This window comes from Mycobacterium sp. NGS61, from assembly GCF_059812325.1.
The window spans coordinates 31,654-55,058 of the sequence record NZ_JCALCL010000015.1; the positions used below are offsets into that span (position 1 = coordinate 31,654).

Here is a 23,405-nt window from a genome sequence, read left to right on the forward strand (position 1 = left end):
GTAACTCCTCGGTGGTTCGCCTCGCGATGTCTGCCGACCCGCGGGCCTCGACCATCCTGCCATCGGCGGCCGATACGTCGCCAACGCAACCTGAACGATTGCGCGGTGGCTGCGACGGCGCTGCGACTCCGCGTCCCGGTAACCCGCTGCGATCGCGGCTACGAGGGGATCCGCAAGCATTGCGGATCACAGACCGAACCGTTGTTCTGACGCTGTGGTCGGCAGATGACCGTCACGACTTAACAACGATCCCGGGGAACCGCTGTCACCGCAGCTCAGGAACCGATAAGCAAACTTCGGGCACAACGTCCTCCGGTAGGCTCGCGGGCGCGCTGCGTACGAAATCACGGAATACGGGGAGTGGGAAATCCAGCAGTTCATGATGCGGCTGAGCCGCAACCTGCGCCGATTTCGCTGGCTCGTCTTCGCCGGCTGGTTGCTCGCGCTGGTTCCGGCGGTGTATCTGGCGATGTCGCAGTCGGGGAATCTGACCGGCGGCGGATTCGAGGTCGCCGGCTCCCAGTCGCTCAACGTGCACGACCAACTCGTCGCGCAGTACCCCGAACTCGGCGCCTCCCCGCTGGCGCTGGTGGCCGCCCCCCGCGCCGACGCCACCTACCAGGACATCAACGACGCCGTCGCGCAACTGAAGAAGATCGCCGCCGACCTGCCCGGCGTCACCGTCGCACCCAATCCCACCCAGCGCCCACCGCAACCCGACCGGCCCTACGTCGTGACCCTGCACCTGGACGCCCGCAATCCCGGCACCAGCGACGTCGCCAAGAAACTGCGCCAACGGATCGGCGTGGAAGACGATCGCTCCGGGGAGACCGCCAACGGCCACGTGCGCCTCTACGTCATCGGTCAGGGCGCCCTGTCCGCCGCCGCGGCAGCCAACACCAAGCACGACATCGCCAAAGCCGAAGAGTGGAACCTGCCGATCATCCTGATCGTGCTGCTGGCGGTGTTCGGATCGCTGGCGGCCGCGGCGATCCCGCTGGCACTGGGCGTGTGCACGGTCGTGGTGACCATGGGACTGGTCTATCTGCTGTCCATGCACACCACCATGTCGGTATTCGTGACGTCGACGGTGTCGATGTTCGGCATTGCGCTGGCCGTGGACTATTCGCTGTTCATCCTGATGCGCTTCCGCGAGGAACTGCGCACCGGACGGCAGCCGCAGGAGGCGGTGGACGCCGCCATGGCCACGTCCGGGCTCGCGGTGGTGCTGTCCGGCATGACGGTCATCGCCTCGCTCACCGGTATCTACCTGATCAACACCCCGGCGCTGCAGTCGATGGCCACCGGCGCGATCCTGGCGGTCGCGGTCGCGATGCTCACCTCCGCCACGCTGACGCCGGCGCTGCTGGCCACCTTCTCCCGCGCAGCGGCCAAACGGTCGGTGCTGCTGCACTGGTCCAGGCGACCGGAGAGCACCGTCTCGCGGTTCTGGACGCGCTGGGTCGGCTGGGTGATGCGCCGGCCCTGGATTTCGGCGCTGGCGGCGTCGGCGGTGCTGCTGCTGATGGCGGCGCCGGCGACGGCGATGGTGCTGGGCAACAGCCTGCTGCGGCAGTTCGACTCGTCGCACGAGATCCGCGCCGGGGTGGCCGCGGCATCGCAGGCCCTCGGCCCGGGCTCGATGGGTCCGGTCCAGGTGCTGGTCACCTTCCCCGACTGGCCGGAGGGACCGGACGCCCCGCCCGCGCACGCCCAGATCATGGCGGCGCTGCGCGAGCAGATGGCCAAGGCGCCCGACGTCGCGTCGGTGCCACCCCCGGTCTACAGCGAAGACAAGAAGAGCGCGCTGCTCAGTGCGGTGTTGTCGGTCGACCCCGAAGACATGCGGGCCCGGCACACGGTGGACTGGATGCGCAGCCAGCTGCCGCGAACCGCCGGGGACGCGAAGGTGGCGGTCGGCGGGTCGACGGCGCTGATCAAGGACTTCGACGATCGGGTCGCCGAAACCCAGCCGCTGGTGCTGGGCTTCGTGGCGCTGATCGCCTTCCTGATGCTGCTGCTCTCGGTCCACTCGGTGCTGCTGGCGCTCAAGGGCGTGCTGATGACGTTGCTGTCGGTGGCGGCCGCCTACGGATCGCTGGTGATGGTCTTCCAGTGGGGGTGGGCCGCACCGCTCGGCTTCCCGCACCTGACCTCGATCGACAGCACCGTGCCCCCGTTGGTCCTGGCGATGACGTTCGGGTTGTCCATGGACTACGAGATCTTCCTGCTCACCCGGATCCGGGAGCGTTTCCTGCAGACCGGGCACACCCGCGACGCCGTCGCCTACGGGGTGAGCACCAGCGCCCGCACCATCACCAGCGCCGCGCTGATCATGATCGCGGTGTTCTGCGGGTTCGCGTTTGCCGGTATGCCGCTGGTCGCCGAGATCGGGGTGGCATGTGCGGTCGCGATCGCCGTCGACGCCAGCATCGTCCGGCTGGTCCTGGTGCCCGCCTTGATGGCGGTGTTCGCCAAGTGGAATTGGTGGATACCGGGTTGGCTGGGCCGGGTCCTGCCATCGGTGGACTTCGACCGTCCGCTGCCCGACGTCGACCTGGGCGGCGTCGTCGTGATCCCTGAGGACATCACCGCCGCGATCGCGCCCAGCGCCGATCTGCGCATGGTGATCAAGTCGGCCGCTAAGCTCAAAACCCTTGCCCCCGATGCCATTTGCGTGACCGACCCGCTGGCTTTCACCGGCTGCGGGCGCACCGAGCCGGACCGGGACCCGGCGACGGCCGAAGACACCGACTCGGTGACGCTGACGCTCGCCACCGGCCCGGTGGGGCAGGCCACCGCACGCAAAGTCGGGCTGTCCTACCGCTCCAGCATCGCCCGGGCCATGCCGTGGACCGACCGGCCGGTGCACCCCGTCACCCTGTGGCGCGGACGGTTGGCCGTTGCCCTCGACGCCCTGCAGAGCCGGGAGCCCAGGTCGGCACGGCCCCGGTACCGGCGGCAGAGCCCGGTGGAGACCACGAATGTCCAGCTGCCCACCGGCGATCGCCTGCAGGTGCCCACCGGCGCCGAAACGCTGCGGCTCAAGGGCTACCTGATCATGAGCCGTAACAGCAGCCGCGATTATGCCGACTTTGCTGACATGGTGGAGGTGATGGAACCGGAGACCGCAGCGGTGGTGCTGTCCGGGATGGATAGGTATTACTGTTGTCAGCCTCCCGGCTCGTCTCCCCGGCGGTACTGGGTCGCCAGCCAGCTGGTCCGCCGGCTGGCCGATCCCGATCCGTGCGACCTCGACGACGTGTCGACAGATTCCGGTGTCAAGGCAAACTGGGAGGAGGTCCGGCAGCGCTGTCTGTCGGTGGCCGTCGCGATGTTGGAGGAGGCGAGGTGACGTTGGCAGCCGACCAGCGCAGACCGGCGCCTGCCCGCGGCGCCAGGTCCAGGCCCGAGGCGGCCGGGCCCCCCGACCCGGATCAGCCGGTCGAATTCTGGTCCACCGCCGCTATCCGCTCGTCGTTGGAGGGTGGCGACATCGCCACCTGGAAGCGCATTGCCAGCGCGCTCAAACGGGACCCGTACGGCCGCACCGCCCGTCAGGTCGAGGAGATCCTCGGCGGTGCGCGCCCGGCCGGCATCGCCAAGGCGCTGTGGGAGGTGCTGGAGCGGGCTCGTGCGCACCTGGAGGCCAATGAGCGCGCCGAGGTCGCCCGCCACGTGAAGCTGCTGATGGACCGCTCCGGCCTGGTGCAGCAGGAGTTCGCCTCGCGTATCGGCGTCACCGCCGAAGACCTGGCCGACTACCTGGACGGTCGCGTCAGCCCGTCGGCTTCCCTGATGATCCGGATGCGCCGGTTGTCCGACCGGTTCGTGCGGGTCAAGAACGAACGCTCGCCGCACGCCAACTAGCGGGCACTGATCGGCGCGATGTCCTGTACCAGCCAGTCGTTGCCGCGCTTGGTCAACGTCACCCGCACCGCCGGGGCCGCCTGACTGGTGGGCTGGCCGGGCGAGTTCTGCGTCACCCGCATGATCACCGCAACGCTGGCCGCCGACGGCCCGATGGCCTCGACCCCGGCCGCCAAGGTCGACGCCTGCGCCGTCACCTTGCGCTGCAACAGGTCCGCGCTGGTCCTGGTGTACTCCTCTTTGAACTTGCCGGCCTGCTCCGGCACCATCAGCGAGGCAGCACGGTCGATATTCACCCCCGGAGCCGTCGGCGAGAACGACGCCACCGCCTCGGCGGCGCCGGTGGCGACCTGCACCACCGTCACCGAGTCCCGCTTGAACTGGTCGTCGTTGGCGGTCCAATGCGTGTAGCCGGTCAGCACCGCCGCGCAGACGGCCGCCGTGGCCAGAAATGCCACCGCGAGCCGCAGCCGGGGCGCGTCGTCGTCGGTGCCGAGGGTGACCGCATCGCGGCGCATCAACCAGAAGTTGACGGCTACGCCCTCGACGATCAGCAGCACCAGCGCGGTGCCGACCGCCACCCACCACCGCGGCCAGGCCAGCACCACGCCGATCGCCGCCAGCGCGGCGATCGCCACCAGCGGCGCCAGGATGTCGAACGCCGCGAACCGCCAGGCGTTCCTCATTTGATCAGCTCCAGCTTGGAGATCATCAGCTTGCCGTCGATCTGCGAGACGTCCAACCGCAGGCTCCAGCGCACCACCTGCGGTTGTCCGCCGGACTTCTCGGCCACCGAAGCGGCCACCAGCATCACCGAGTCGGTTCGGGTGGCGAAGGCGGGCAGCTTGGTGGGTACCACCTGTCGCGGCGATCCGGGGACGGTATCGAGGTCGCGGTGCATGGTGTCGATGGCCACCGACTCCACCCGGCCGACGCTCTGTGCCTGTAGCTTCGCGGCCACCTGCCGGTAGCCCTGCATGGTGGCCTCGAAGTCGGTGTTGAGTTCGCCGACCGTCCCGTCGTGCAGCCGTTGCAGGCTGGCGTCGATGTTGCTGCTGTTCATGTTGATCAGCACGTTGGACCACTCGTAGGCCGTTTGCATGACCTTGGACAGGTAGATGCGCTCGCCGGAGTCGTCTTTGTGGTTGGTCCAGATGAGCACGCCGAGCACCACCGCCGCGACGCAGACCAGGCCCAGCACCGCCGACGCGATGCCGTAGGGGGAGAACACCCCGCTGCCGTACTCGGCGTCGTCGGCGTCTGCGGTCTCGCTGTCCGCCTCAGTTTTCTCCTGGTCAGGCATGGCCCGATCGTTGCACCCGAAACCAGATGGAAGGATGGCGGGGTGACAGTAGAGGCCATCCGCTCGGGTATCGATCTGAGCTACGTCGACCCAGCCGCCCGACCGCAGGACGACCTTTTCGGTCATGTGAACGGCCGCTGGCTGACCGAGTACGACATTCCCGCCGACCGCGCCACCGACGGCGCCTTCCGCACCCTGTTCGACCGCGCCGAGGAGCAGGTGCGCGACCTGATCGTGGAGGCGAGCCGCAGCCAGGCCGCGCACGGGACCGACGAGCAGCGCATCGGCGACCTCTACGCCAGCTTCCTCGACGAGGAGACCGTGCAGCGCCGGGGGCTGCAACCGTTGCACGACGAACTGCAGGTCATCGACAGCGCCGCCGATCGTGCTGCGCTGGCCGCAGCGGTCGGGGCCCTGCAGCGCACCGGGGTGGGCGGCGGTGTCGGGTTCTACGTGGACACCGACTCCAAGAACTCCACCCGCTACCTGGTGCACTTCAGCCAGTCCGGGATCGGCCTGCCCGACGAGTCCTACTACCGCGACGAGCAGCACGCCGCCGTGCTCGCGGCCTACCCGGGCCACATCGCGACGATGTTCGGGCTGGTCTTTGGCGGCCCCGCCGACGAGCACGCCGACACCGCGGCCCGCATCGTGGCGCTGGAGCGCAAACTCGCCGCCGCGCACTGGGACGTGGTCAAGCGCCGCGACGCCGACCTCACCTACAACCTGCGCAGTTTCGCCGACCTGCAGACCGAGGGCGGCGGCTTCGACTGGGCCGGATGGACGGCAGGGCTGGGCACCACGCCGGAACGTGTCGCGGAAGTCGTTGTCCGGCAACCGGATTACCTCACCACCTTCGCCGAGCTGTGGAGCAGTGCGGATTTCGAGGACTGGAAGAGCTGGGCGCGCTGGCGGTTGATTCGTGCCCGATCCCCGTGGCTGACCAGTGAATTGGTGGACGCGGACTTCGATTTCTACGGCCGCCGGCTCACCGGCACCGAGCAGATCCGGGACCGCTGGAAGCGGGCGGTTTCGCTGGTGGAGACCCTGATGGGCGACGCCGTCGGGAAACTGTATGTGCAGCAACACTTTCCGCCGGGCGCCAAGGACCGCATCGACGCGCTGGTGGAAAATCTGCAGGAGGCCTACCGGATCAGCATCAGCGACCTGGACTGGATGACGCCGCAGACCCGCGAGCGTGCGCTGACCAAGCTGGCCAAGTTCACCGCCAAGGTCGGCTATCCGGTCAGCTGGCGGGACTACTCGGCGCTGGTGATCCGCCGCGACGACCTGTACGGCAACTACCAGCGCGGCTACGCCGTCAACCACGATCGGGAACTGGCCAAGCTGGGTGGCCCGGTGGACCGGGACGAATGGTTCATGACACCGCAGACCGTCAACGCCTACTACAACCCCGGGATGAACGAAATCGTCTTTCCCGCCGCCATTCTGCAGCCGCCGTTCTTCGACGCCGACGCCGACGACGCCGCCAACTACGGTGGCATCGGTGCGGTGATCGGCCACGAGATCGGGCACGGTTTCGACGACCAGGGCGCCAAGTACGACGGTGACGGCAACCTGGTGGACTGGTGGACCGACGACGACCGCACCGAGTTCGGCGCCCGCACCAAGGCCCTGATCGAGCAGTACGAGGCGTATGTCCCGCGCGACCTGGACGGTGGGCACCACGTCAACGGCGCATTCACCGTCGGCGAGAACATCGGCGACCTCGGCGGACTGTCGATCGCGCTGCTGGCGTATCAGTTGTCGCTGAACGGCCGGCCGGCGCCGGTGATCGACGGTCTCACCGGCGTGCAGCGCGTCTTCTTCGGCTGGGCTCAGGTGTGGCGCACCAAATCCCGTGCCGCCGAAGCGATCCGGCGCCTGGCGGTGGACCCGCACTCGCCGCCGGAGTTTCGCTGCAACGGCGTGATCCGCAACGTGGATGCGTTCTACGAGGCGTTCGACGTGTCCGAGGAGGACCAACTGTTCCTCGACCCGGGCAGCCGCGTCCGCATCTGGAACTAGGCGCACCCCCGGGCCCGCACCAAACCATAAGGTGACTCACTAGTAACTTTTCAGTACCTCAAGTATGGTTTAACCTAAGTTGTCGTGGTCAACAGACACTGAAAACCACGACACGGGGGTACACGTGATCGAATCTCGGGACGACTTGACGTTCTATCTGGCGGCGGACCTCAAGGCCCAGGGGCTGGAACGCTGGCGGCTGCGGTACCGGCTGACGCAGCGCCCGACACATTTCCAGCGGCTGCTGCGCAAATCGGAATACTGGACCAACACCGCGCGCACGCCGGTAGGACGCCTCATCGCCGGTTATTTCCAGCTACGGACCAAGCTGCTCGGCGAGCGACTCGGCTTCGTCGTCTCGCGCAACGTCTTCGGCCCGGGGTTGTCGATCGCCCACGTGGGCCCGCTGCACGTGCACTACCGGGCGAAGATCGGCGCCAATTGCCGTATCCACCAAGGGGTTTCAATCGGAGAGGGGCTCCCCGGCCAGTATCCCGTCATCGGCGACGACGTGTTCATCTCTCCTGGCGCCATCATCCTCGGCGTCGACGTCGGCAATCGCGCGAGCATTCGTGCCGGAGCGGTGGTGACCAAGCCGGTTCCCGACGATGTCGAGGTCGCCGGCGTGCCCGCCCGGATCATCTACGACCGGCGCCAACCCGCCGTACCGTCGCTGCTCAGCCGTTCGGCTTCGTAACCGCCGGGGCTACAACTGCCAGTCGTTGGAGCCGTCATTCTTCGGCACACCGACGGAGTTCTTGACGATGATCGGGTCTCCGCTGCCGAAGTTGTCGAAGAACCACTTGGCGTTGGACGGGCTCAGATTGATGCAGCCGTGGCTGACGTCCCGCTTGCCCTGATCGCCCACCGACCACGGTGCGCTGTGTACGAAGTTGCCGCTGTTGTCGAACCGGACGGCGTCGGACACGGTCACCTTGTAGCCGTTGGCCGAGTTGACCGGGACCCCGTAGGTCGAGGAGTCCATCACCACGGTCGGCATCTTCTCCAGCACGTAATAGGTGCCGTTGGCGGTCTGATGACCGCCGGAGGCCATACCCATCGACATCGGGAACGTCTGGACGACGGTCCCGTTGCGGGTGATCGTCATCTGGTGCGTGGCGTCGTCGGCGGTGGCGATCAGCGAGTCGCCGGTACGGAAGCTCGACTTGGTGCCGGCCGCATCGATGTTCACCGCGGTGTTGGGCGGCCAGAACGCCAGCGGCCGCCAGCGCACCTGCGACGGGGTCAGCCAGTAGAACTTGCCCGGCACCGGCGGGACCGACGAGATGTGGATGGCGCGCTCGGCCATCGCCTGGTCGGCGATCGGTACCTGGAAGTTGATGATGATCGGTTTTGCCACGCCCACCATCGCGCCGTTCACCGGATTGAAGGCCGGCGGCCGGAACGGCGGTTCGCCGATGAACGGGGTGTTGTCCTGACCGGCCGGCGCGGGTCCGCTGGCCACCGGCGCCGCGCCCGGGATGCCCGGAATCGGTGCCAGCGGGTCGGGCAGCGGCGGCAGGGCTATCGGATCCGGCAGCACGGGGTCACCCGGCGCGACCACGACGGGGCCGGGGTCGCCGGGCGGCTCGTCCGGGTCAGCCACTGCCGGACCGGCACCCAGCGCCAGCACTGCGACCACCCCGAAAACGTTCAGAGCGGCAGCGACAAAGGCCCAGAGACGTCCCCTCGAAAAGTCTCTCGTCCTGCGCGACATATCGATCCCTCCGGTCAAATTCTCCGACCCAGTGTGGCACAGCAGCACCACCGGTTAGCCAATCGGCGAGCTCCGGCCAACCGTTACCGACCCCAGTTCAGGCCGCTGACCTGCGGTGTTAATCGTCCTGTGAAATTGCCGTCCCGGCCCCCTGGGCAGGGTCCGCCGGCAGCGCTTCGATCACCCGCCCGAGCGCCGACATCGCCAGCAACGCCAGGCCCATCAGGATCGCCGACGCGGTCAGCATCATCGCCACACTGCGCTCCAACAGCAGCCCGCCGGCCAGCGAGCCTGCCATGATGCCCACCTGAAACGCCGTCACATACAGACTGGAGGCACCGTCGGGGTCGTCCGCCCCGGCGCGCATAGCGGCGGCCTGCAGCATCGGCGACACCGCGGTGGCCATCGCCCCCCACAGCACGATCGCGGCGGTCCCCACGATCAGCGCCGTGCGGGCGGAGTCGTGCCAGCGGTAGGCCAGCACACTCAACAACACCAGGGCGGTCGTCAGCCCGGCGATGCAGATGATGACGGCACCGCGGGGGCGGCGGTCCAGCGGCCGGCCCACCAACGCGACCGCGAGCACCCCGGCGATGCCGTAGGCGGCCAACAGCCAGGCCTGGTTGGGGCCCCGGACCCCGACGACCTCCGCGAGAATCCGCACGATGTAGGTGTAGGAGACGAAGTGGCCGGTGACCCCGATCATGGTGATCAGGCTGACGATGACCAACGCCCGGTTGCGGTGGTGGCGCGAGCGGCGGCCCACGAACTGCAGCTGGTCTTGCGTCAACGTCATTTCCGGCAGCACCACTCGCGCGGCCACGGTGATGACGGCGGCGACCACCGTGATGCACTCGGCTGCCACCCGCCAACCCCACATCAGGCTCAGCGCAGCGGTGAGTGGACTCCCGATCACCAGCGCCAGGCTGGTGCCGATGTAGGTCGACATGGTGGCCCGCCCGGCATGGCTGGGCGGTACCAGCCGGGTGGCGATCGGGGCGATCACCGACCACAGCAGCCCGTGGGTGACCGCGCACAACACCCGCCCGGCGGCCAGCACCGCGAAACTGGGTGCCACCGCCGAGATGAGCTGCGAGACGGTCAGACAGGCCAGGCTGAGCAGCAGCGTCGAGCGGCGCGGCCAGTGCGCCGTCCAGCGCACCAGCGGAACTGTCATCACCGCTGCCACCAGCGCATACCAGGAGACCAGCGCCCCGACCCAGAAGACGCTCACGTGCAGGTCCCGCGAGATGGCGGACAGGGCACCCACCGGCAGCAGTTCGGCGGTGACATAGATGAAGGCCGCCGCGGCCAATACCGACAGTTGAACCGCGATCCGTGGTGTCCACGTTCGGGCGGCACTGGCGGCTTGAGCAGTCATGGTGTGAAGTGCAAAACCGCCGGGGCAGCTACGGTAGCTGGCCGGCGCGGTTTCGCACCTTTACCGTACGCAACGCAGCACTCAGGACCGAACCAGGCGCGCGATGGCTGCGGACGCTTCGGCCAGCTTGTCGTCGACATCGGGGCCGCCCTCGGTCACCGCCCGGGTGACGCAGTGATTGAGATGCTCGTCGAGCAATCCCAGCGCCACCGACCGCAGGGCACTGTTGACGGCGCTGATCTGGGTCAGCACGTCGATGCAGTACTTGTCCTCTTCGATCATGCGCGCAATGCCGCGCACCTGGCCCTCGATGCGCCGCAACCGTTTGCCGTAGTTGTCCTTCTGCTGCGCGTATCCGTGCGGTGCGCTCATCTACTCTCCCGACGAACTGGTCACTATATACCCCGCTAGGGTATCAGACCGGAGCGGTCATTGATTTTGGCGCGATGGCCCCGCACCGCATACTTGCAGGATGGCCCCAGTTCCCGAGCAAGCCCCTGGTCAAGTCGACATCAAGCCCCGCAGCCGCGACGTCACCGACGGTCTGGAGAAGGCCGCCGCCCGCGGCATGCTGCGCGCGGTGGGCATGGTGGACGAGGACTTCGCCAAGGCGCAGATCGGGGTCGCCTCGTCCTGGAACGAGATCACGCCGTGCAACCTGTCGCTGGACCGACTGGCCAAGGCGGTCAAGGAGGGCGTTTTCCAGGCGGGCGGCTACCCGCTGGAGTTCGGCACCATCTCGGTGTCCGACGGCATCTCGATGGGTCACGAAGGCATGCACTTCTCCCTGGTGTCGCGCGAGGTGATCGCGGACAGCGTCGAGACCGTCATGCAGGCCGAGCGCCTGGACGGCTCGGTGCTGCTGGCCGGCTGCGACAAGTCGCTCCCGGGCATGCTGATGGCCGCCGCGCGGCTGGACCTGGCCTCGGTGTTCCTCTACGCCGGTTCGATCCTGCCGGGGGTGGCCAAGCTGTCCGACGGCAGCGAGCGCGAAGTCACCATCATCGACGCCTTCGAGGCCGTCGGCGCCTGCTCGCGCGGATTGATGAGCCGCGCCGACGTCGACGCCATCGAACGCGCCATCTGCCCCGGCGAGGGTGCCTGCGGCGGCATGTACACCGCCAACACCATGGCCAGCGCGGCCGAGGCACTGGGCATGTCGCTGCCGGGCAGCGCGGCACCCCCGGCGACCGACCGCCGCCGCGACGGGTTCGCCCGCCGCAGCGGCCAGGCGGTCGTCGAATTGTTGCGGCACGGCATCACCGCGCGCGACATCCTGACCAGGGAGGCCTTCGAGAACGCGATCGCGGTGGTGATGGCGTTCGGCGGGTCGACCAACGCGGTGCTGCACCTGCTGGCCATCGCGCACGAGGCGGAAGTCGAGTTGTCGTTGGACGACTTCAGCCGGATCGGCTCCAAGGTGCCGCACCTGGCCGACGTCAAGCCGTTCGGCCGGCACGTGATGTCGCATGTGGACCACATCGGCGGGGTGCCGGTGGTGATGAAAGCGCTGCTGGACGCCGGCCTGCTGCACGGGGGCTGCCTGACGGTGACCGGCAAGACCGTCGCCGAGAACCTGGCCGACATCGCCCCACCCGACCCGGACGGCAAGGTGCTGCGCGCGCTGGACAACCCGATCCACCCCAGTGGCGGCATCACCATCCTGCACGGGTCGCTGGCGCCGGAGGGTGCGGTGGTCAAGTCGGCCGGCTTCGATTCTGACGTGTTCGAAGGCACCGCAAGGGTTTTCGACGGCGAGCGGGCGGCCCTCGATGCGCTCGAGGACGGCACCATCACCACGGGCGACGCAGTGGTGATCCGCTACGAAGGGCCCAAGGGCGGTCCCGGGATGCGCGAAATGCTCGCCATCACCGGCGCCATCAAAGGCGCCGGGCTCGGTAAGGACGTGCTGTTGCTGACCGACGGCAGGTTCTCCGGCGGGACGACGGGCCTGTGCGTGGGCCACATCGCACCCGAAGCGGTGGACGCGGGTCCCGTCGCGTTCCTGCGCGACGGCGATCGGATCCGCCTCGACGTGGCCAGCCACACGCTGGACGTGCTGGTCGATCCCGACGAGTTCGCGGCCCGCCGGGCGGGGTTCACGCCCCCGGCGCCGCGCTACCGGACCGGGGTGCTGGCCAAGTACGTCAAGCTGGTCAATTCGGCCGCAACCGGGGCGGTCTGCGGCTAGCACCGGCGACCGGTTGAATTCCCGCTATTTTGGCCGCAACCGGCAATCTCCGACGCTAACATCGGGCGCGTCCAGCGATGCTGTGTCGTCAGCAGCGCGTTACCACAGCGAGGTGCCCGTTGACGTACGCACTGGTTTCACCCCAGCTCCTCACCTCGGTGGCAGCCGAATTGGAGGGCCTCGGCGCCCTGCTCGCCAGTGGTAACGCGACCGCTGCGGCGACCACGACCGCCGTGGCCAGCGCGGCGGCCGACGAGGTGTCCGAGGCCGTCGCGGCGCTGTTCTCCCAGCACGCGGTGGGCTACCAGGAGCTGGCCCGGCAGATGGGCGCGTTCCATGATCAGTTCACCGCCACCCTGTACGCCACCTCGAACGCGTACCTGTCCGCCGAAAACGCCAACAGAGGACTGCTCGGCCTGATCAACGCCCCCACCAACGCGGTGCTGGGTCGCCCGTTGATCGGTAACGGCGCCGACGGGATGACCGTCAACGGGGTGGGCACCGCCGGCGGTCCCGGCGGCATCATCTACGGCAGCGGCGGCAACGGCGGGAACAGCACGAATGTGGGCGCCGTCGGCGGTGCCGGCGGGTCGGCAGGCCTGCTCGGCAATGGGGGCTTCGGCGGGTTCGGCGGACCGGGCGGCGCCGGCGGCGCCGGCGGCAATGGCGGCTCGCTGGGCGGCAACGGCGGGGCCGGTGGCATGGGCGGGACGGGCGTCGCGGGCCTGGCCGGCGCCGTCGGCGGTGCGGGCGGCAACGGGGGCGCCGGCGGCAATGCCGGCATGCAGGGTCACGCCGGGGCCGGCGGTGCCGGTGGCGACGGCGGCCAAGGCGGCGCGGGCGCGACCGGGCAGCAGGGTGGCGCGGGCGGGGCCGCGGGTGCCGGTGGGAACGGCGGCACCGCCGGACACTTCGGCCACAACGGCGCCGGTGGTGATGGCGGCATCGGGGGCGCCGGCGGCAAGGGGGGTACCGGCCTCACCGGCCAGCAGGGCGCAGCCGGCGGTGCCGGCGGCCTGGGCGGTGACGGCGGCAATGCCGGATCGGGCGCAGCGAACGGTGACGGCGGGCGCGGCGGTGACGGCGGAATGGGTGGCTCCGGTGGACAGGGTGCGGCAGACACCGGCAGCGGCGCCACCGTCGGCGGCAAAGGCGGCGACGGTGGCAATGCCGCCGCAGGTGGAGCCGCCGGAACCGGTGGCAGCGGCGGGACGGTAGGCGTCTACGGCACGGGCGGGCAGGGTGGCACCGGCGGACAGGGTGGGGCCGGCCTCAGCGCGGCTGCCGGTTCGGGCGGTACGGGTACCAACGGCGCGGCCGGCGGGTGGGGTGGAACCGGCGGCAACAGTGGCGCCGGTGGCACGAACGGCAGCGGTGGCACCGGTGGCGTCGGCGGCGACGGCGGCGACGGCGGCAGCGGCGCGGCCGACACCGGCAGCGGCCCCGGAGCCGGCGGCAACGGTGGTGACGGCGGGACCGGTGGCCAGAACGGCCTGGCCGGCAAGGGCGGCACCGGCGGCAGCGTGGGGACCGGCGGCGTGGGCGGTGTAGGTGGCGCCGGCGGCGGTGGTGCCGCGGGGGCGGACGGCACCGGCCGCGCGGGCGGCGAAGGCGGCATGGGTGGTGACGGCGGCCGGGGTGGCGGCGCCACCCTCGGCGGGGTCAACGGCGACGGTGGCCGCGGCGGTGTCGGCGGTGACGGTGGCAAAGGCGGCTCCGGAACCGCCGACACCGGCTCCGGCGGCGGTCAGGGCGGGTACGGCGGTGACGCCGGCCAGGGTGGCAGCGGCGGCTGGAGCGGTGGAGGCCCCGGCAGCAGCGCCAACGCCGGAATCGGAGGGGACGGCGGAGTCGGTGGGGACGGCGGCGTCGGCGGCGACGCGATCGCCGGGTCCAGCAATTACGGCGGCTACGGCGGTGACGGCGGGTACGGCGGTGACGGCGGATACGGCGGCAACAGCGAACACACCACCGGCGGTAAGGGCGGCAACGGCGGCAACGGCGGAAACGCCGCGGCCGGCGGTACCTCCGGGGACGGCAGCCAGATGGCCTGGGGCTCCGGTGGCACCGGCGGTGAGGGCGGTCAGGGCGGCTTCGGCGGCGCCGGCAAGATCAATCAACCCGGCGGTACCGGCGGTGAGGGTGGCAACGGTGGCGACGGCGGCAACAGTGGCACCGGTGGCACGGCCGGCACTGGTGGCGCCGGCGGTACCGGCGGTGGCGGCGGCTATGGCGGACCCGGCGATTACCAGCAGAACGGCTCGGCGGGTGGCGCCGGCGGCACCGGCGGCACCGGCGGTGACCCGGGCACCGGTGGTACCGCGGCGCTGGGCGGAGACGGCGGCACCGGTGGCGTCGGCGGCGGTGGCGGTTACGGCGGTACGGGTAAGGAATCCGTCGGCGCCCAGGGCGGCATGGGCGGCACCGGGGGCACCGGCGGCAACCCGGGTGCCGGTGCCCTCGGCGGGAACGGTGGTGACGGCGGCATCGGAGGTCAGGGCGGCTACGGAGATACCGGTGACTCGACGGATGGTTGGGCGGGTGGTGTCGGTGGCACCGGTGGCACCGGCGGCACGCCGGGACCGGGTGGTGCCGCTGCCGGTAACGGGGGTCAGGGCGGCCTCGGAGGTGTGGGCGGCTACGGCGGCAGCGGCGGCAGCGACCAAACCGGATTCGCCGGTGGTGCCGGTGGCCTGGGCGGTTCCGGCGGCGAGGGCGGTGCCGCGCCCGTCGGCGCCGCCAACGGCAACGGCGGCAGCGGCGGTCAGGGCGGCCGGGGCGGTGTCGGTGGCTACGGCGGTTACAACGACGGCAGCGACTCGGGTAAGACCGGCGGTGTCGGCGGCCAGGGCGGCGACGGCGGTGGTTTCGGGCAACCCGGCTCGGGTTCGGGCACCGCGGGCCAACAGGGTGGTGGAGGCGCTGGCGGGCTGGGCGGCACCGGCGGCATCGGCGGGCCGGGGTACTTCAACGCCGATGCCGGCCAGGGCGGTCCGGGCGGTCACGGCGGCGCCGGGGCGACCGGCGGAGCGGGCCAGGCGGGCGGCAAGGGTGGACCGGGCGGCACCGGCGGACTCGGTGGTGGCGCAACCGGCAATGGCGATGGCGGCGTAGGCGGTCTCGGCGGCAATGGTGGCGACGGCGGCGACGGCGGCGACGGAGTCGTGAACGGCCAGGGCGGCGGCAACGGCGGTGGCGGCGGCGTGGGTGGCAGCGGCGGCGCGGGCGGGCATTCCGCCGGCACCGGCAACGGCGGCAATGGCGGCCCCGGCGGGCTGGGCGGCGACGGTGGCGACGGCGGCACCGGGGACGGTGCGGCAGGCGGTCTCGGCGGCGGGGGCGGCATCGGCGGCTACGGCGGCGTCGGCACCGACCCGGGTGGTCTCGGCGGCGCGAGCGGCCTCGGCGGCGCTAGCGGCCAGAACGGCTGATCCGCGAAGTTCGCCTTACCGGGGCAGTCAACGTCCTTTACCGGATACCCCTATGGGGTATACACTGACGGGGCGGAGGTTCCCCCTCCGTTTATGTCCCGAAGATGAGGTGATATCGAATGACAACTCACGAAGCTGGAACCGAGCTGACCTGCGGCCACGAGGGTTGCGGTTGTCGCGTTCGCGTCGAGGTCCCGTGCCACTGCTCCGGGGCCACCGAGCCGTATCGCTGCACGTGCGGCGAAGCGCTGGTGCCGGTGCAGTAGTCACCACTTCCGGGCGTGCGTTCGGGTCGCCCCTGCGCACCCGAACGTGCGCCCGGTCAACACGTGTAAGGCGCCGAGCGTCCTCACAGGTGCGTCAAAACGCCGGTGTGAGCGGCATTCTGCGGACGCTCGGCGAACGACCGGAGAATCGAACGGCTAGATCCGGCGGCCTTCGCGGCGCAGCAGATCCTGGGCCGACAATCCGCCCCCGCCGCCGCGGCGACGCTGGCGCCCGTCCACCGCATCGTCGTCCTGGATGCCGCGGGCGTTGAGCTTCTCGGTGGCCGTCTCGGCGTCGGCGTCGGGCCGCTGTGCGGGTATGGCAGCGGTCTTGTCCGAATCCTCCGGCGCGTCGGGCCGGCTACCCGCGATGGGCATCTTGTTGGTCGCACCGGTCGACGGGGTCGGCGGTTTCGGCGCGGCATTCTTCGGCGCCGCGTTCTTGGGTGCCGGCCCCCGGGGGGTCGGGGCGGGGCCGTTCCGCGTGTTCTGCGGCTGGCCTGCGGTCTGCCCGGACCGGACCGGGACCTGCGGACTGCTCGTGGAGGCCGGCCCGTCGGACGTCAGCTCCGGACGCGCGGGCCGGGGCAACGGCGCCGGATGGGTGGGGTCGTGCGGGGCCCGCGGCGTCGCAGCCACCAGGCCGGCCGTCACCGGCGGCCGTGGGCCGCGACCGGCGTTAGGGGGTCGCTTGCGCTCGTCGGGCAGCTGGATCTCACCCAAACCGATGCGGGTCTGCAGGCGGCGCATCCAGCGCGGCGCCCACCAGCAGTCGTCGCCGAGCAGCTTCATCACCGAGGGCACCAGGAACATCCGGACCACGGTCGCGTCCAACAACAACGCCGCCATCAACCCGAACGCCAGGTACTTCATCATCACCAGGTCGGAGAACACGAACGACCCGGCCACCACGGCGAGAACCAACGCGGCCGCGGTGATCAACCGCCCGGTGGTGGCGGTGCCGATCCGGATCGACTCCTGGGTGGACATGCCGTTCTCCCGGGCCTCGACCATGCGGGACACCAGGAACACCTCATAGTCGGTGGCCAGGCCGTAACCGACAGCGACCACCAGCGCGATGATCACCACCATCAGCGGGGTGGGCGTGAAATTGAGCAGACCGGCGCCGTGCCCGTCGATGAAGATCCAAGTCAGGATGCCCATGGTGGAACCGAGCGTCAGCACGCTCATCACCGCGGCCTTGATCGGCAGCACCACCGAACCGAACGCCAGGAACATCAACAGCATGGTGGTGGTGATCAGCACGATCACCATCAGCGGCGCCCGGTCCACCAGGCTGTGGATCGAATCCTGCTCCAGCGCGGGTGTGCCGCCGACGTAGATGTCGATGCCCTTGGGTGGGGTGATCGACCGCAGCTCGCCCAGCTTCCGGGCCGAATCGGCCGGATTGGTCAGGGCGTTCTGCAGCACCCGCACCGACGGGTCCTTGGTGCCGCCCGGCGCCTGCGGGCGTTCCTGCCACATGTTGGCCGGGTTGTTGTCCTGCTCGATGAAACCGCTGATCGACATGGCCTTGGCGCGGATGTCGGCGACCTGCTGGTCGGTGACCGGCTGATGGTTCTCCGACTGGATCACCAACGTCAGCGGGTTGGTGCGGTAGCCGGGGAAGAGTTGGTCGAAGTGCTCCTGGGCCTGGCGCGCCGCGTTGTTCGGCGGCAGGTACTTCTCGCTCATGCCGCCCAGTGACATATTGCCCAGCGGGATGATCAGCAGGATCATCCCGACCACGATCGGGATGGCGAAGGCCAGCGGGCGTTTCATCACGAAGTTCGTCAGCTTGCCCCAGAAGCCGGCCTCGACCTCCTCACGCGTCTTGGTCTTCTGCAGCCGGTCGGCCAGCCAGTTCAGGTAGGCCCGCGACACCTTCCAGTTGCGCAGGAACGGCACCCGGAACGCGGTCCGCACCCCCAGGGCGTCGACGTGCTTGCCCAGCACACCCAGGCAGGCCGGCAGCAGCGTGATGGACAGGATCGCGGCCAGGGTGACCGCCGTGATCAGGGCATAGGTCAGCGACTTCACGAAGCCCTGCGGCAACAACAGCAGGCTGGCGCCTGAGGCGGCGATGAGCACCGCCGAGAACACCACTGTCCGCCCGGCCGTCATCACGGTGCGGCGCACCGCGGTCTCGGTGTCGTAGCCCTCGGCGATCTCCTCGCGGAAGCGGCTCACCACGAACAGCCCGTAGTCCACTGCGATACCCAGACCGATCAGCGAGACCACCGGTTGGGCGAAGAAGTGCACCGGCCCGAACATCGCGATCAACCGCAGGATGCCCAGCGAGCCGGCGATGCTCAGACCGCCGACCATCACCGGCAGGCACGCCGCGACGGCGCCACCGAACACCAGGAACAACACCACCGCGACCAGGGGTAGCGCCAGCACTTCCATGCGCCGCTGGTCGGTGGCGATGGTGCCGGTCAGGGCGCTGGCGATCGGTTGCAGGCCGGCCAACTGGACGGTGCCGCCGTCGAGTTTCTGCAGCGCGGGTTCGATGGTCTTGTAATTGGTCAGGATGGTGTCGTCGTCGTCGCCGTTCAGCGGGATCGACACGAAGGTGTAGTGCTTGTCGTCGGTGGCCATGCCCTTGATGACCGGGCTGGTGTTGTCCGGGGAGCGCAGATACCCGGCCCAGCCGAACACCTCTTTGGGATGGTCGGCGACGAACTTGTTCAGCTCGTCGGTGATCTTCTTCGACCAGGCCGGGTCGTTGACCGTCTTGCCGTCCGGAGCCTTGAAGATCGCGACGATGTGTCCGGTCCGGTCGCGGCCGTAGACCTTGTCACCAAGGATCGACGCCTTGACCGACTGGCTGCCGTCGTCGTAGAAACCACTCTGCGTGACGTGCTTGCCGAGGCTGAGCCCGAAAATGCCGCCGCCCAGGCACAACGCGACCGTGACCCCGATTACGATGTAGCGCAATCGGTACACAGTTCGACCCCACCAGGCGAACACTTAAGCTCCTTACTGGATCTGTAGCGACCCGCGCATTGCTGTGCACTGCTCTTTTATTGTCAGACCCTCATCACGTCACACGCGAGGTCAACAGCGAGGACAGCGGCCGGAACGGCTGCAACCATGCTCCCTGCTCGGGTAGCGAATCCAGGCCGATCCGCGGCAGTGGCTCCCGGAACACACCTGCGATGTCCTCCAGGTCGACGAACTCCAAGCTATCCGACGCTAGCGCCCAACTAGCGTGTTCACGAAATCCAAGCACGTGAACAGGGGTTCCGCCGCGCGCCACCTCCTCGAGCGGTAACCGAAAGGCCTGGCCGTCGGCGGAGGCCACCATCAGCGCCGCGAGTCCTTCGCGGTAGCGCAGCTCGATGTGCTCCAGCATGTCGCGGTCGACGTCGCTGTCTTCGTCGATCTTGGGTTTGGCGAAGACGGCGAATCCGACGTTGCGCAGCGCGTCCACCCAGGGCCGGACCACCTCGGCGCTGCCGGGTGCGATGTTGGTGAACACGGTCGCCTCGGGGACGACCCGGACATCGGGTGTCTGCGCCGAGACGTCGGCGGTGCGGGCCAGCAGCCAGCGGCCCAGCGCGTCGAACCGGGGCCGTTCCACCCCGGTCGGCCGACGGCCCAGGATGGAACCCAGACCCATGTCGAGGTTGGGCGCGTCCCACACCAGCAGCACCCGCTGGACCCGCTGTGGGGTGGGGTCGGTGAAGCCGGCCAACCCTTCCTGCGCCAGATCTCCCGCCGCCAGCATCGGGCGGTCCAGGGTTTCCGACGCGGCGGTGCCGACGTCTTCGCTGAGGCTCATCTGATTTCGGGCTTCTTCCATACGAACTCGCAGACGCTGCTGCCCGCTTCCTGGGCCTTCGTCTCGTACTTGGTCATGGGCCGAACCACGGAGATCGGCAGGTATTCGGAGCCGGGGTCGACGCGGACGAGGTGCGGTGCGGGAGCGAGGGCGGCGATGTGCTCGGCGTAGCCAGGGTGATCCGTCGCGACATGCAGGACACCACCGGGGAGTAACCGGTCCGCGATCAGAGCAACCGTGCCCGGCTGAAGCAGGCGCCGCTTGTGGTGGCGGGCCTTGGGCCACGGGTCCGGGAAAAAGACCCGCACGCCGGTCAGCGATGCCGGGGCGATCAGGTCTTTGAGCACGTCGACGCCGTTTCCGCGGATCAGCCGGATGTTCTCGACGCCGGCATCGTCGATCGCGCACAGCAGCTGGGCCAGGCCGCGGCGATAGATCTCCACCGCGATCACGTCGATGTCGGGCTCGGCTTGCGCCATCGCCAGCGTCGATGTCCCGCTGCCGCACCCGATTTCGAGCACCAGCGGCGCGTCCCGGCCGAACCAGGAGCGGATGTCCAGCGGCTCGTCGGCCTGCCGGCCCAACTCCGGCCAGCGCCGCTCCCAGGTTTCGCGCTGGGCGTGGGACAGGGCCGACCGCCGCGACCGGAAACTCGTGGGCGGGAGATAGCCCCAGGGCGTGTCGGGCCGTAGCCCCACCCTGGGTTGCGCGTGCATTTGTCCATGGTGGCTCATGATCGATAGGTGTAGCCGCCTCTGGTCCAGATTGATACCCAACAGTTGCCTTCGGCTGGTAACAGCGGGGACACCTGGCTCGCGGGCCGGCGACGGGGATGCCACCATTCGGTGGGATCGCGAGGAGCGGGAAAAGCAGGGGACAGGAGCCGCACATTTTCGTCGACGAGCTGACGCGGTACGCGCGGCAGGCCACTGACCAGCGGATCAGGGCGCTCGCCGAGCAGGCCGGCGCGCCGTTGCGGGTAGCCGTCCGCGGCCGCCCGGGTGTCGGGGCCCGCACGGTGGCACGTGCGCTGGACCGGGCGTCGGGCATCTCGGTGGTAGCGGCCGGACGCAGCGCGGACCTGGTGGTTCAGGTGATCGCCGACGTCGTCAAACCCGAGGACCGAACGAGCCCGGCGCTGGTGGTGCTGACCAAGGCCGACGTGCTGCGCCTGGCCGGGGACGCCCGGGTGGAAGCGCGTTGCGACCGGCTGGCCGACCACGTCGGAGTGCCGGTGTTGCCGATGTGCGGGCTGCTCGCCGTCGCGGCGCTGGACGACCTGGACACCCGGTGCTGGGCGGCGTTACGGACGCTGGCCGCCCATCCCGGTGGCCTCAGCTGCCTGGACGGGTCCTTCGACGGGTTCCTGGGAGCACAGCTGCCCGTGCCGGTCGCGGTGCGAACGCAGTTGCTGCGGGTGTTGGACCTGTTCGGGATCGCGCTGGGCGTGGCGGCGCTGCGGCAGGGCGCCGGTGCGGCGCAGGTGCGGGCGCTGTGGCGCCGGGTCAGCGGAGTGGACGCGGTGCTCGAGCGGCTGCTGAGCGCCGGCGCCGCGGTGCGGTACCGGCGGGTGCTGGACGCGGTCACCGAACTGGAGGCGCTGGCCGTTTCCGACCCGGCCGTGGGGGACTTTCTGACCCGCGACGAGACGGTGATCGCCCGGATGGCGGCCGCCCTGGACGTTGTCACCGCCGCCGGCCAGGCTGCCGGCCCGGAGGCGCCGCTGGCGCGGGCGGTGCACTGGCAACGGCACCGCGCTGGGCCGCACGGTGCGTGCGCGGCGGACATCGCCAGAGGCTCGCTTCGGCTGTGGTCGCGCAGCGGCGGCGCGGTGCCCCGGGAGTCGCGATGACCGGCGCGGCACGCGACGATCCGGTCGCCGACGTCGACGCCCTGGTGACGTCCATCGGGTCGAATCTGGATGCACCGGTGGTCAACCGTCGCGACGTGGTGCTGGTGACCGGTCCCTGGCTGGCCGGGGTGACCGGGGTGGCCACCGCACTACGCGAGCGGCTGCCCGAGCACACCTTCGTCGAATCCGCGGAGCTGGCGCCCGGCGCCGCGCCCAGGGCGGTGGTCTTCGTGGTGTCGGCGGCGGCCCCGGTGACCGAGTCCGACTGCACGCTGCTCGATGCCGCCGCCGAGAACACCGACGTGGTGGTGGCGGTGGTCACCAAGATCGACGTGCACTATGCGTGGCGCGACGTGCTGGCCGCGAACGCGAAGAAGCTGACCCGGCACGCGCGGCGCTATGCCCGGGTGCCCTGGATAGGGGTGGCCGCGGTGCCCGATGTGGGCGAGCCGCACGTCGACGAACTGATCGCGACGGTCCGCGCGCAGCTGGCTGATCCCGACGTTACCCGCCGAAATCGGTTGCGGGCGTGGGAGTCCCGGTTGCAGAAGGCTGCCCAGCGCTTCGACCGGGACGCCGACGGCGCCGGGCGCCGGGCCCGCGTCGATTCGTTGCGCGACGAGCGCAGCGCGGTGTTGCGGCAACGCCGGGAAACGAAATCCGAGCGGATGATCACGCTGCGCGGTCAGCTGCAGCAGGCCCGCGTGCAGCTGTCGTATCTGGCCCGCGCCCGCAGTTCGTCGGTGCGCACCGAGTTGCAGGAGGACATCGCGGGCCTGCCGCGCCGGGCGATGACCGGTGTCGAGGAGGACGCGCGGCACCGCTTCGAGGACGTGGTCGCCGAGGTCGGCGCGGCCGTCGACGCCGATCTCGCCGAGATCGCGCGGACGGCGGGCCTGCCGCTGGAGTTAATGCCCCTCGAGCTGCCGCCGGTCCCGATTCCGCCTGCGCAACGCAAAGCGCGACAGCTGGAGACCCGGCTGATGATGGTGTTCGGCGTGGTGTTCGGCCTCGGCGTGGCGCTGACGCTGAGCCGGCTGGTGACCGGTCTGGCCCCGCGGCTGCACCCGGCCTATCTGGCCGGCGGCGTCGCGGCGTGCGTCGCGCTCGGATTGGCGATGACCGTCTGGGTGGTGCACATCCGGGCGTTGCTGGGCGATCGCAACGCGCTGGACCGCTGGGCGGGGGAGGCGGCGTCGTCGCTGCGGTCGGTGCTGGAGCAGCTGGTGTCCAGTCGGGTGCTGGTCGGCGAATCGCTGCTGACCAGTGCTGCCGCCGCCCGCGACGAAGTCGAGAATGCCCGGGTGAACGAACAGGTCAGCGTGATCGACGGCGAGTTGCGGGAACACGCGCTGGCCGCGGCCCGGGCCGCCGCGGCGCGTGACCGGGAGAAACCGACCGTGCAGGCGGCGCTGGACGCGGTGCGGACCGAACTGGGCGAATCGGTGGCGCCGCGCAATGGCTCGCGTCCCCGCGTGCCCGGCCCAGCGGGCCCGTCGCGGCCGAAGCCGGATAGTAACTCCGACTGACCGGGCCGGTATCTTCTGAATCGGTCTTGTGAGCAGGCTTATACCCTCCT

Annotated in this window: 17 protein-coding genes; 9 read left to right on the plus strand and 8 right to left on the minus strand. The window is 69.9% G+C overall.

The window, feature by feature from the left end:
* Positions 1 to 379: 379 nt before the first annotated feature.
* Positions 380 to 3,355 (plus strand): MMPL family transporter, encoded by a 2,976-nt coding sequence (locus tag AC5Y3Z_RS23135; protein ID WP_473138902.1) that lies wholly within the window; start codon positions 380 to 382, stop codon positions 3,353 to 3,355.
* Positions 3,352 to 3,870 (plus strand): XRE family transcriptional regulator, encoded by a 519-nt coding sequence (locus tag AC5Y3Z_RS23140; RefSeq protein ID WP_500001863.1) that lies wholly within the window; start codon positions 3,352 to 3,354, stop codon positions 3,868 to 3,870. Before AC5Y3Z_RS23135 ends, AC5Y3Z_RS23140 begins: the two co-directional genes overlap by 4 nt.
* Here the strand turns inward: AC5Y3Z_RS23140 and AC5Y3Z_RS23145 are convergent.
* A complete protein-coding gene (locus tag AC5Y3Z_RS23145) occupies positions 3,867 to 4,556 on the minus strand; it encodes a hypothetical protein (RefSeq protein ID WP_463827978.1) in 690 nt (229 codons plus the stop codon). The genes AC5Y3Z_RS23140 and AC5Y3Z_RS23145 overlap by 4 nt on opposite strands.
* A complete protein-coding gene (locus tag AC5Y3Z_RS23150; RefSeq protein ID WP_473138903.1) occupies positions 4,553 to 5,173 on the minus strand; it encodes a hypothetical protein in 621 nt (206 codons plus the stop codon). The genes AC5Y3Z_RS23145 and AC5Y3Z_RS23150 overlap by 4 nt, the downstream gene beginning before the upstream one ends.
* A 42-nt stretch (positions 5,174 to 5,215) precedes the next feature.
* Here AC5Y3Z_RS23150 and AC5Y3Z_RS23155 point away from each other — a divergent pair, with 42 nt between their 5' ends.
* Both AC5Y3Z_RS23155 and AC5Y3Z_RS23160 read left to right on the plus strand, forming a co-directional pair.
* Entirely contained in the window at positions 5,216 to 7,201 is a 1,986-nt protein-coding gene (locus AC5Y3Z_RS23155; protein WP_473138904.1) for a M13 family metallopeptidase, read from the plus strand.
* Between the two features lie 124 nt (positions 7,202 to 7,325).
* Complete coding sequence (locus AC5Y3Z_RS23160) at positions 7,326 to 7,898, plus strand: serine acetyltransferase (protein ID WP_463827981.1); 573 nt, start codon at positions 7,326 to 7,328, stop codon at positions 7,896 to 7,898.
* A 9-nt stretch (positions 7,899 to 7,907) separates the two neighbouring features.
* Here AC5Y3Z_RS23160 and AC5Y3Z_RS23165 read toward each other — a convergent pair whose 3' ends face one another.
* The 3 genes from AC5Y3Z_RS23165 to ricR all read right to left on the minus strand — a co-directional run bounded on the left by AC5Y3Z_RS23165 (position 7,908) and on the right by ricR (position 10,671).
* On the minus strand, positions 7,908 to 8,918 hold the full coding sequence (locus AC5Y3Z_RS23165; RefSeq protein WP_463827982.1) for a L,D-transpeptidase: 1,011 nt from the start codon (positions 8,916 to 8,918) through the stop codon (positions 7,908 to 7,910).
* Positions 8,919 to 9,036: 118 nt separating this feature from the next.
* Positions 9,037 to 10,299: an MFS transporter gene (locus tag AC5Y3Z_RS23170; protein WP_463827983.1), complete on the minus strand. Its 1,263-nt coding sequence runs from the start codon at positions 10,297 to 10,299 to the stop codon at positions 9,037 to 9,039.
* Between the two features lie 81 nt (positions 10,300 to 10,380).
* Positions 10,381 to 10,671, minus strand: coding sequence for a copper-sensing transcriptional repressor RicR (gene ricR / locus AC5Y3Z_RS23175; protein WP_463827984.1), 291 nt, complete (start codon positions 10,669 to 10,671; stop codon positions 10,381 to 10,383).
* A gap of 100 nt (positions 10,672 to 10,771) precedes the next feature.
* Between ricR and ilvD the strand changes: the two genes are divergently transcribed.
* The 3 genes from ilvD to mymT all read left to right on the plus strand — a co-directional run bounded on the left by ilvD (position 10,772) and on the right by mymT (position 16,187).
* Positions 10,772 to 12,490, plus strand: coding sequence for a dihydroxy-acid dehydratase (ilvD, locus tag AC5Y3Z_RS23180; protein ID WP_463827985.1), 1,719 nt, complete (start codon positions 10,772 to 10,774; stop codon positions 12,488 to 12,490).
* A gap of 119 nt (positions 12,491 to 12,609) precedes the next feature.
* On the plus strand, positions 12,610 to 15,921 hold the full coding sequence (locus AC5Y3Z_RS23185; protein ID WP_473138905.1) for a PE family protein: 3,312 nt from the start codon (positions 12,610 to 12,612) through the stop codon (positions 15,919 to 15,921).
* Between the two features lie 119 nt (positions 15,922 to 16,040).
* Positions 16,041 to 16,187 carry a copper-binding metallothionein MymT gene (gene mymT, locus AC5Y3Z_RS23190; RefSeq protein ID WP_246398338.1) on the plus strand — a complete coding sequence of 49 codons (147 nt, stop codon included), beginning with the start codon at positions 16,041 to 16,043 and terminating at the stop codon, positions 16,185 to 16,187.
* A 156-nt stretch (positions 16,188 to 16,343) separates the two neighbouring features.
* Here the strand turns inward: mymT and mmpL3 are convergent, their stop codons facing one another.
* From mmpL3 to trmB, 3 genes are all read right to left on the minus strand, one after another.
* Entirely contained in the window at positions 16,344 to 19,160 is a 2,817-nt protein-coding gene (gene mmpL3 / locus AC5Y3Z_RS23195; RefSeq protein ID WP_463827987.1) for a trehalose monomycolate exporter MmpL3, read from the minus strand.
* Between the two features lie 70 nt (positions 19,161 to 19,230).
* Positions 19,231 to 19,974 carry an NYN domain-containing protein gene (locus tag AC5Y3Z_RS23200; protein WP_473138906.1) on the minus strand — a complete coding sequence of 248 codons (744 nt, stop codon included), beginning with the start codon at positions 19,972 to 19,974 and terminating at the stop codon, positions 19,231 to 19,233.
* The gene (trmB, locus tag AC5Y3Z_RS23205; protein ID WP_463827989.1) at positions 19,971 to 20,708 is read right to left on the minus strand and encodes a tRNA (guanosine(46)-N7)-methyltransferase TrmB; all 738 of its coding nucleotides are present in this window, start codon (positions 20,706 to 20,708) and stop codon (positions 19,971 to 19,973) included. Before trmB ends, AC5Y3Z_RS23200 begins: the two co-directional genes overlap by 4 nt.
* A 98-nt stretch (positions 20,709 to 20,806) precedes the next feature.
* Here trmB and AC5Y3Z_RS23210 point away from each other — a divergent pair, with 98 nt between their 5' ends.
* Both AC5Y3Z_RS23210 and AC5Y3Z_RS23215 read left to right on the plus strand, forming a co-directional pair.
* Positions 20,807 to 21,826, plus strand: coding sequence for a hypothetical protein (locus AC5Y3Z_RS23210; RefSeq protein ID WP_473138907.1), 1,020 nt, complete (start codon positions 20,807 to 20,809; stop codon positions 21,824 to 21,826).
* Positions 21,823 to 23,355: a hypothetical protein gene (locus AC5Y3Z_RS23215; protein ID WP_473138908.1), complete on the plus strand. Its 1,533-nt coding sequence runs from the start codon at positions 21,823 to 21,825 to the stop codon at positions 23,353 to 23,355. Before AC5Y3Z_RS23210 ends, AC5Y3Z_RS23215 begins: the two co-directional genes overlap by 4 nt.
* Positions 23,356 to 23,405 lie beyond the last annotated feature (50 nt).

Excerpts from the sequence above, each read along its gene's own strand:
- AC5Y3Z_RS23135 (WP_473138902.1), top strand. The coding sequence starts at position 380 with ATGATGCGGCTGAGCCGCAACCTGCGCCGATTTCGCTGGCTCGTCTTC.
- AC5Y3Z_RS23145 (WP_463827978.1), bottom strand. The coding sequence starts at position 4,556 with ATGAGGAACGCCTGGCGGTTCGCGGCGTTCGACATCCTGGCGCCGCTG.
- AC5Y3Z_RS23150 (WP_473138903.1), bottom strand. The coding sequence starts at position 5,173 with ATGCCTGACCAGGAGAAAACTGAGGCGGACAGCGAGACCGCAGACGCC.
- AC5Y3Z_RS23165 (WP_463827982.1), bottom strand. The coding sequence starts at position 8,918 with ATGTCGCGCAGGACGAGAGACTTTTCGAGGGGACGTCTCTGGGCCTTT.
- AC5Y3Z_RS23170 (WP_463827983.1), bottom strand. The coding sequence starts at position 10,299 with ATGACTGCTCAAGCCGCCAGTGCCGCCCGAACGTGGACACCACGGATC.
- ricR (WP_463827984.1), bottom strand. The coding sequence starts at position 10,671 with ATGAGCGCACCGCACGGATACGCGCAGCAGAAGGACAACTACGGCAAA.
- ilvD (WP_463827985.1), top strand. The coding sequence starts at position 10,772 with ATGGCCCCAGTTCCCGAGCAAGCCCCTGGTCAAGTCGACATCAAGCCC.
- mymT (WP_246398338.1), top strand. The coding sequence starts at position 16,041 with ATGACAACTCACGAAGCTGGAACCGAGCTGACCTGCGGCCACGAGGGT.
- AC5Y3Z_RS23200 (WP_473138906.1), bottom strand. The coding sequence starts at position 19,974 with ATGAGCCTCAGCGAAGACGTCGGCACCGCCGCGTCGGAAACCCTGGAC.
- trmB (WP_463827989.1), bottom strand. The coding sequence starts at position 20,708 with ATGAGCCACCATGGACAAATGCACGCGCAACCCAGGGTGGGGCTACGG.
- AC5Y3Z_RS23210 (WP_473138907.1), top strand. The coding sequence starts at position 20,807 with ATGCCACCATTCGGTGGGATCGCGAGGAGCGGGAAAAGCAGGGGACAG.
- AC5Y3Z_RS23215 (WP_473138908.1), top strand. The coding sequence starts at position 21,823 with ATGACCGGCGCGGCACGCGACGATCCGGTCGCCGACGTCGACGCCCTG.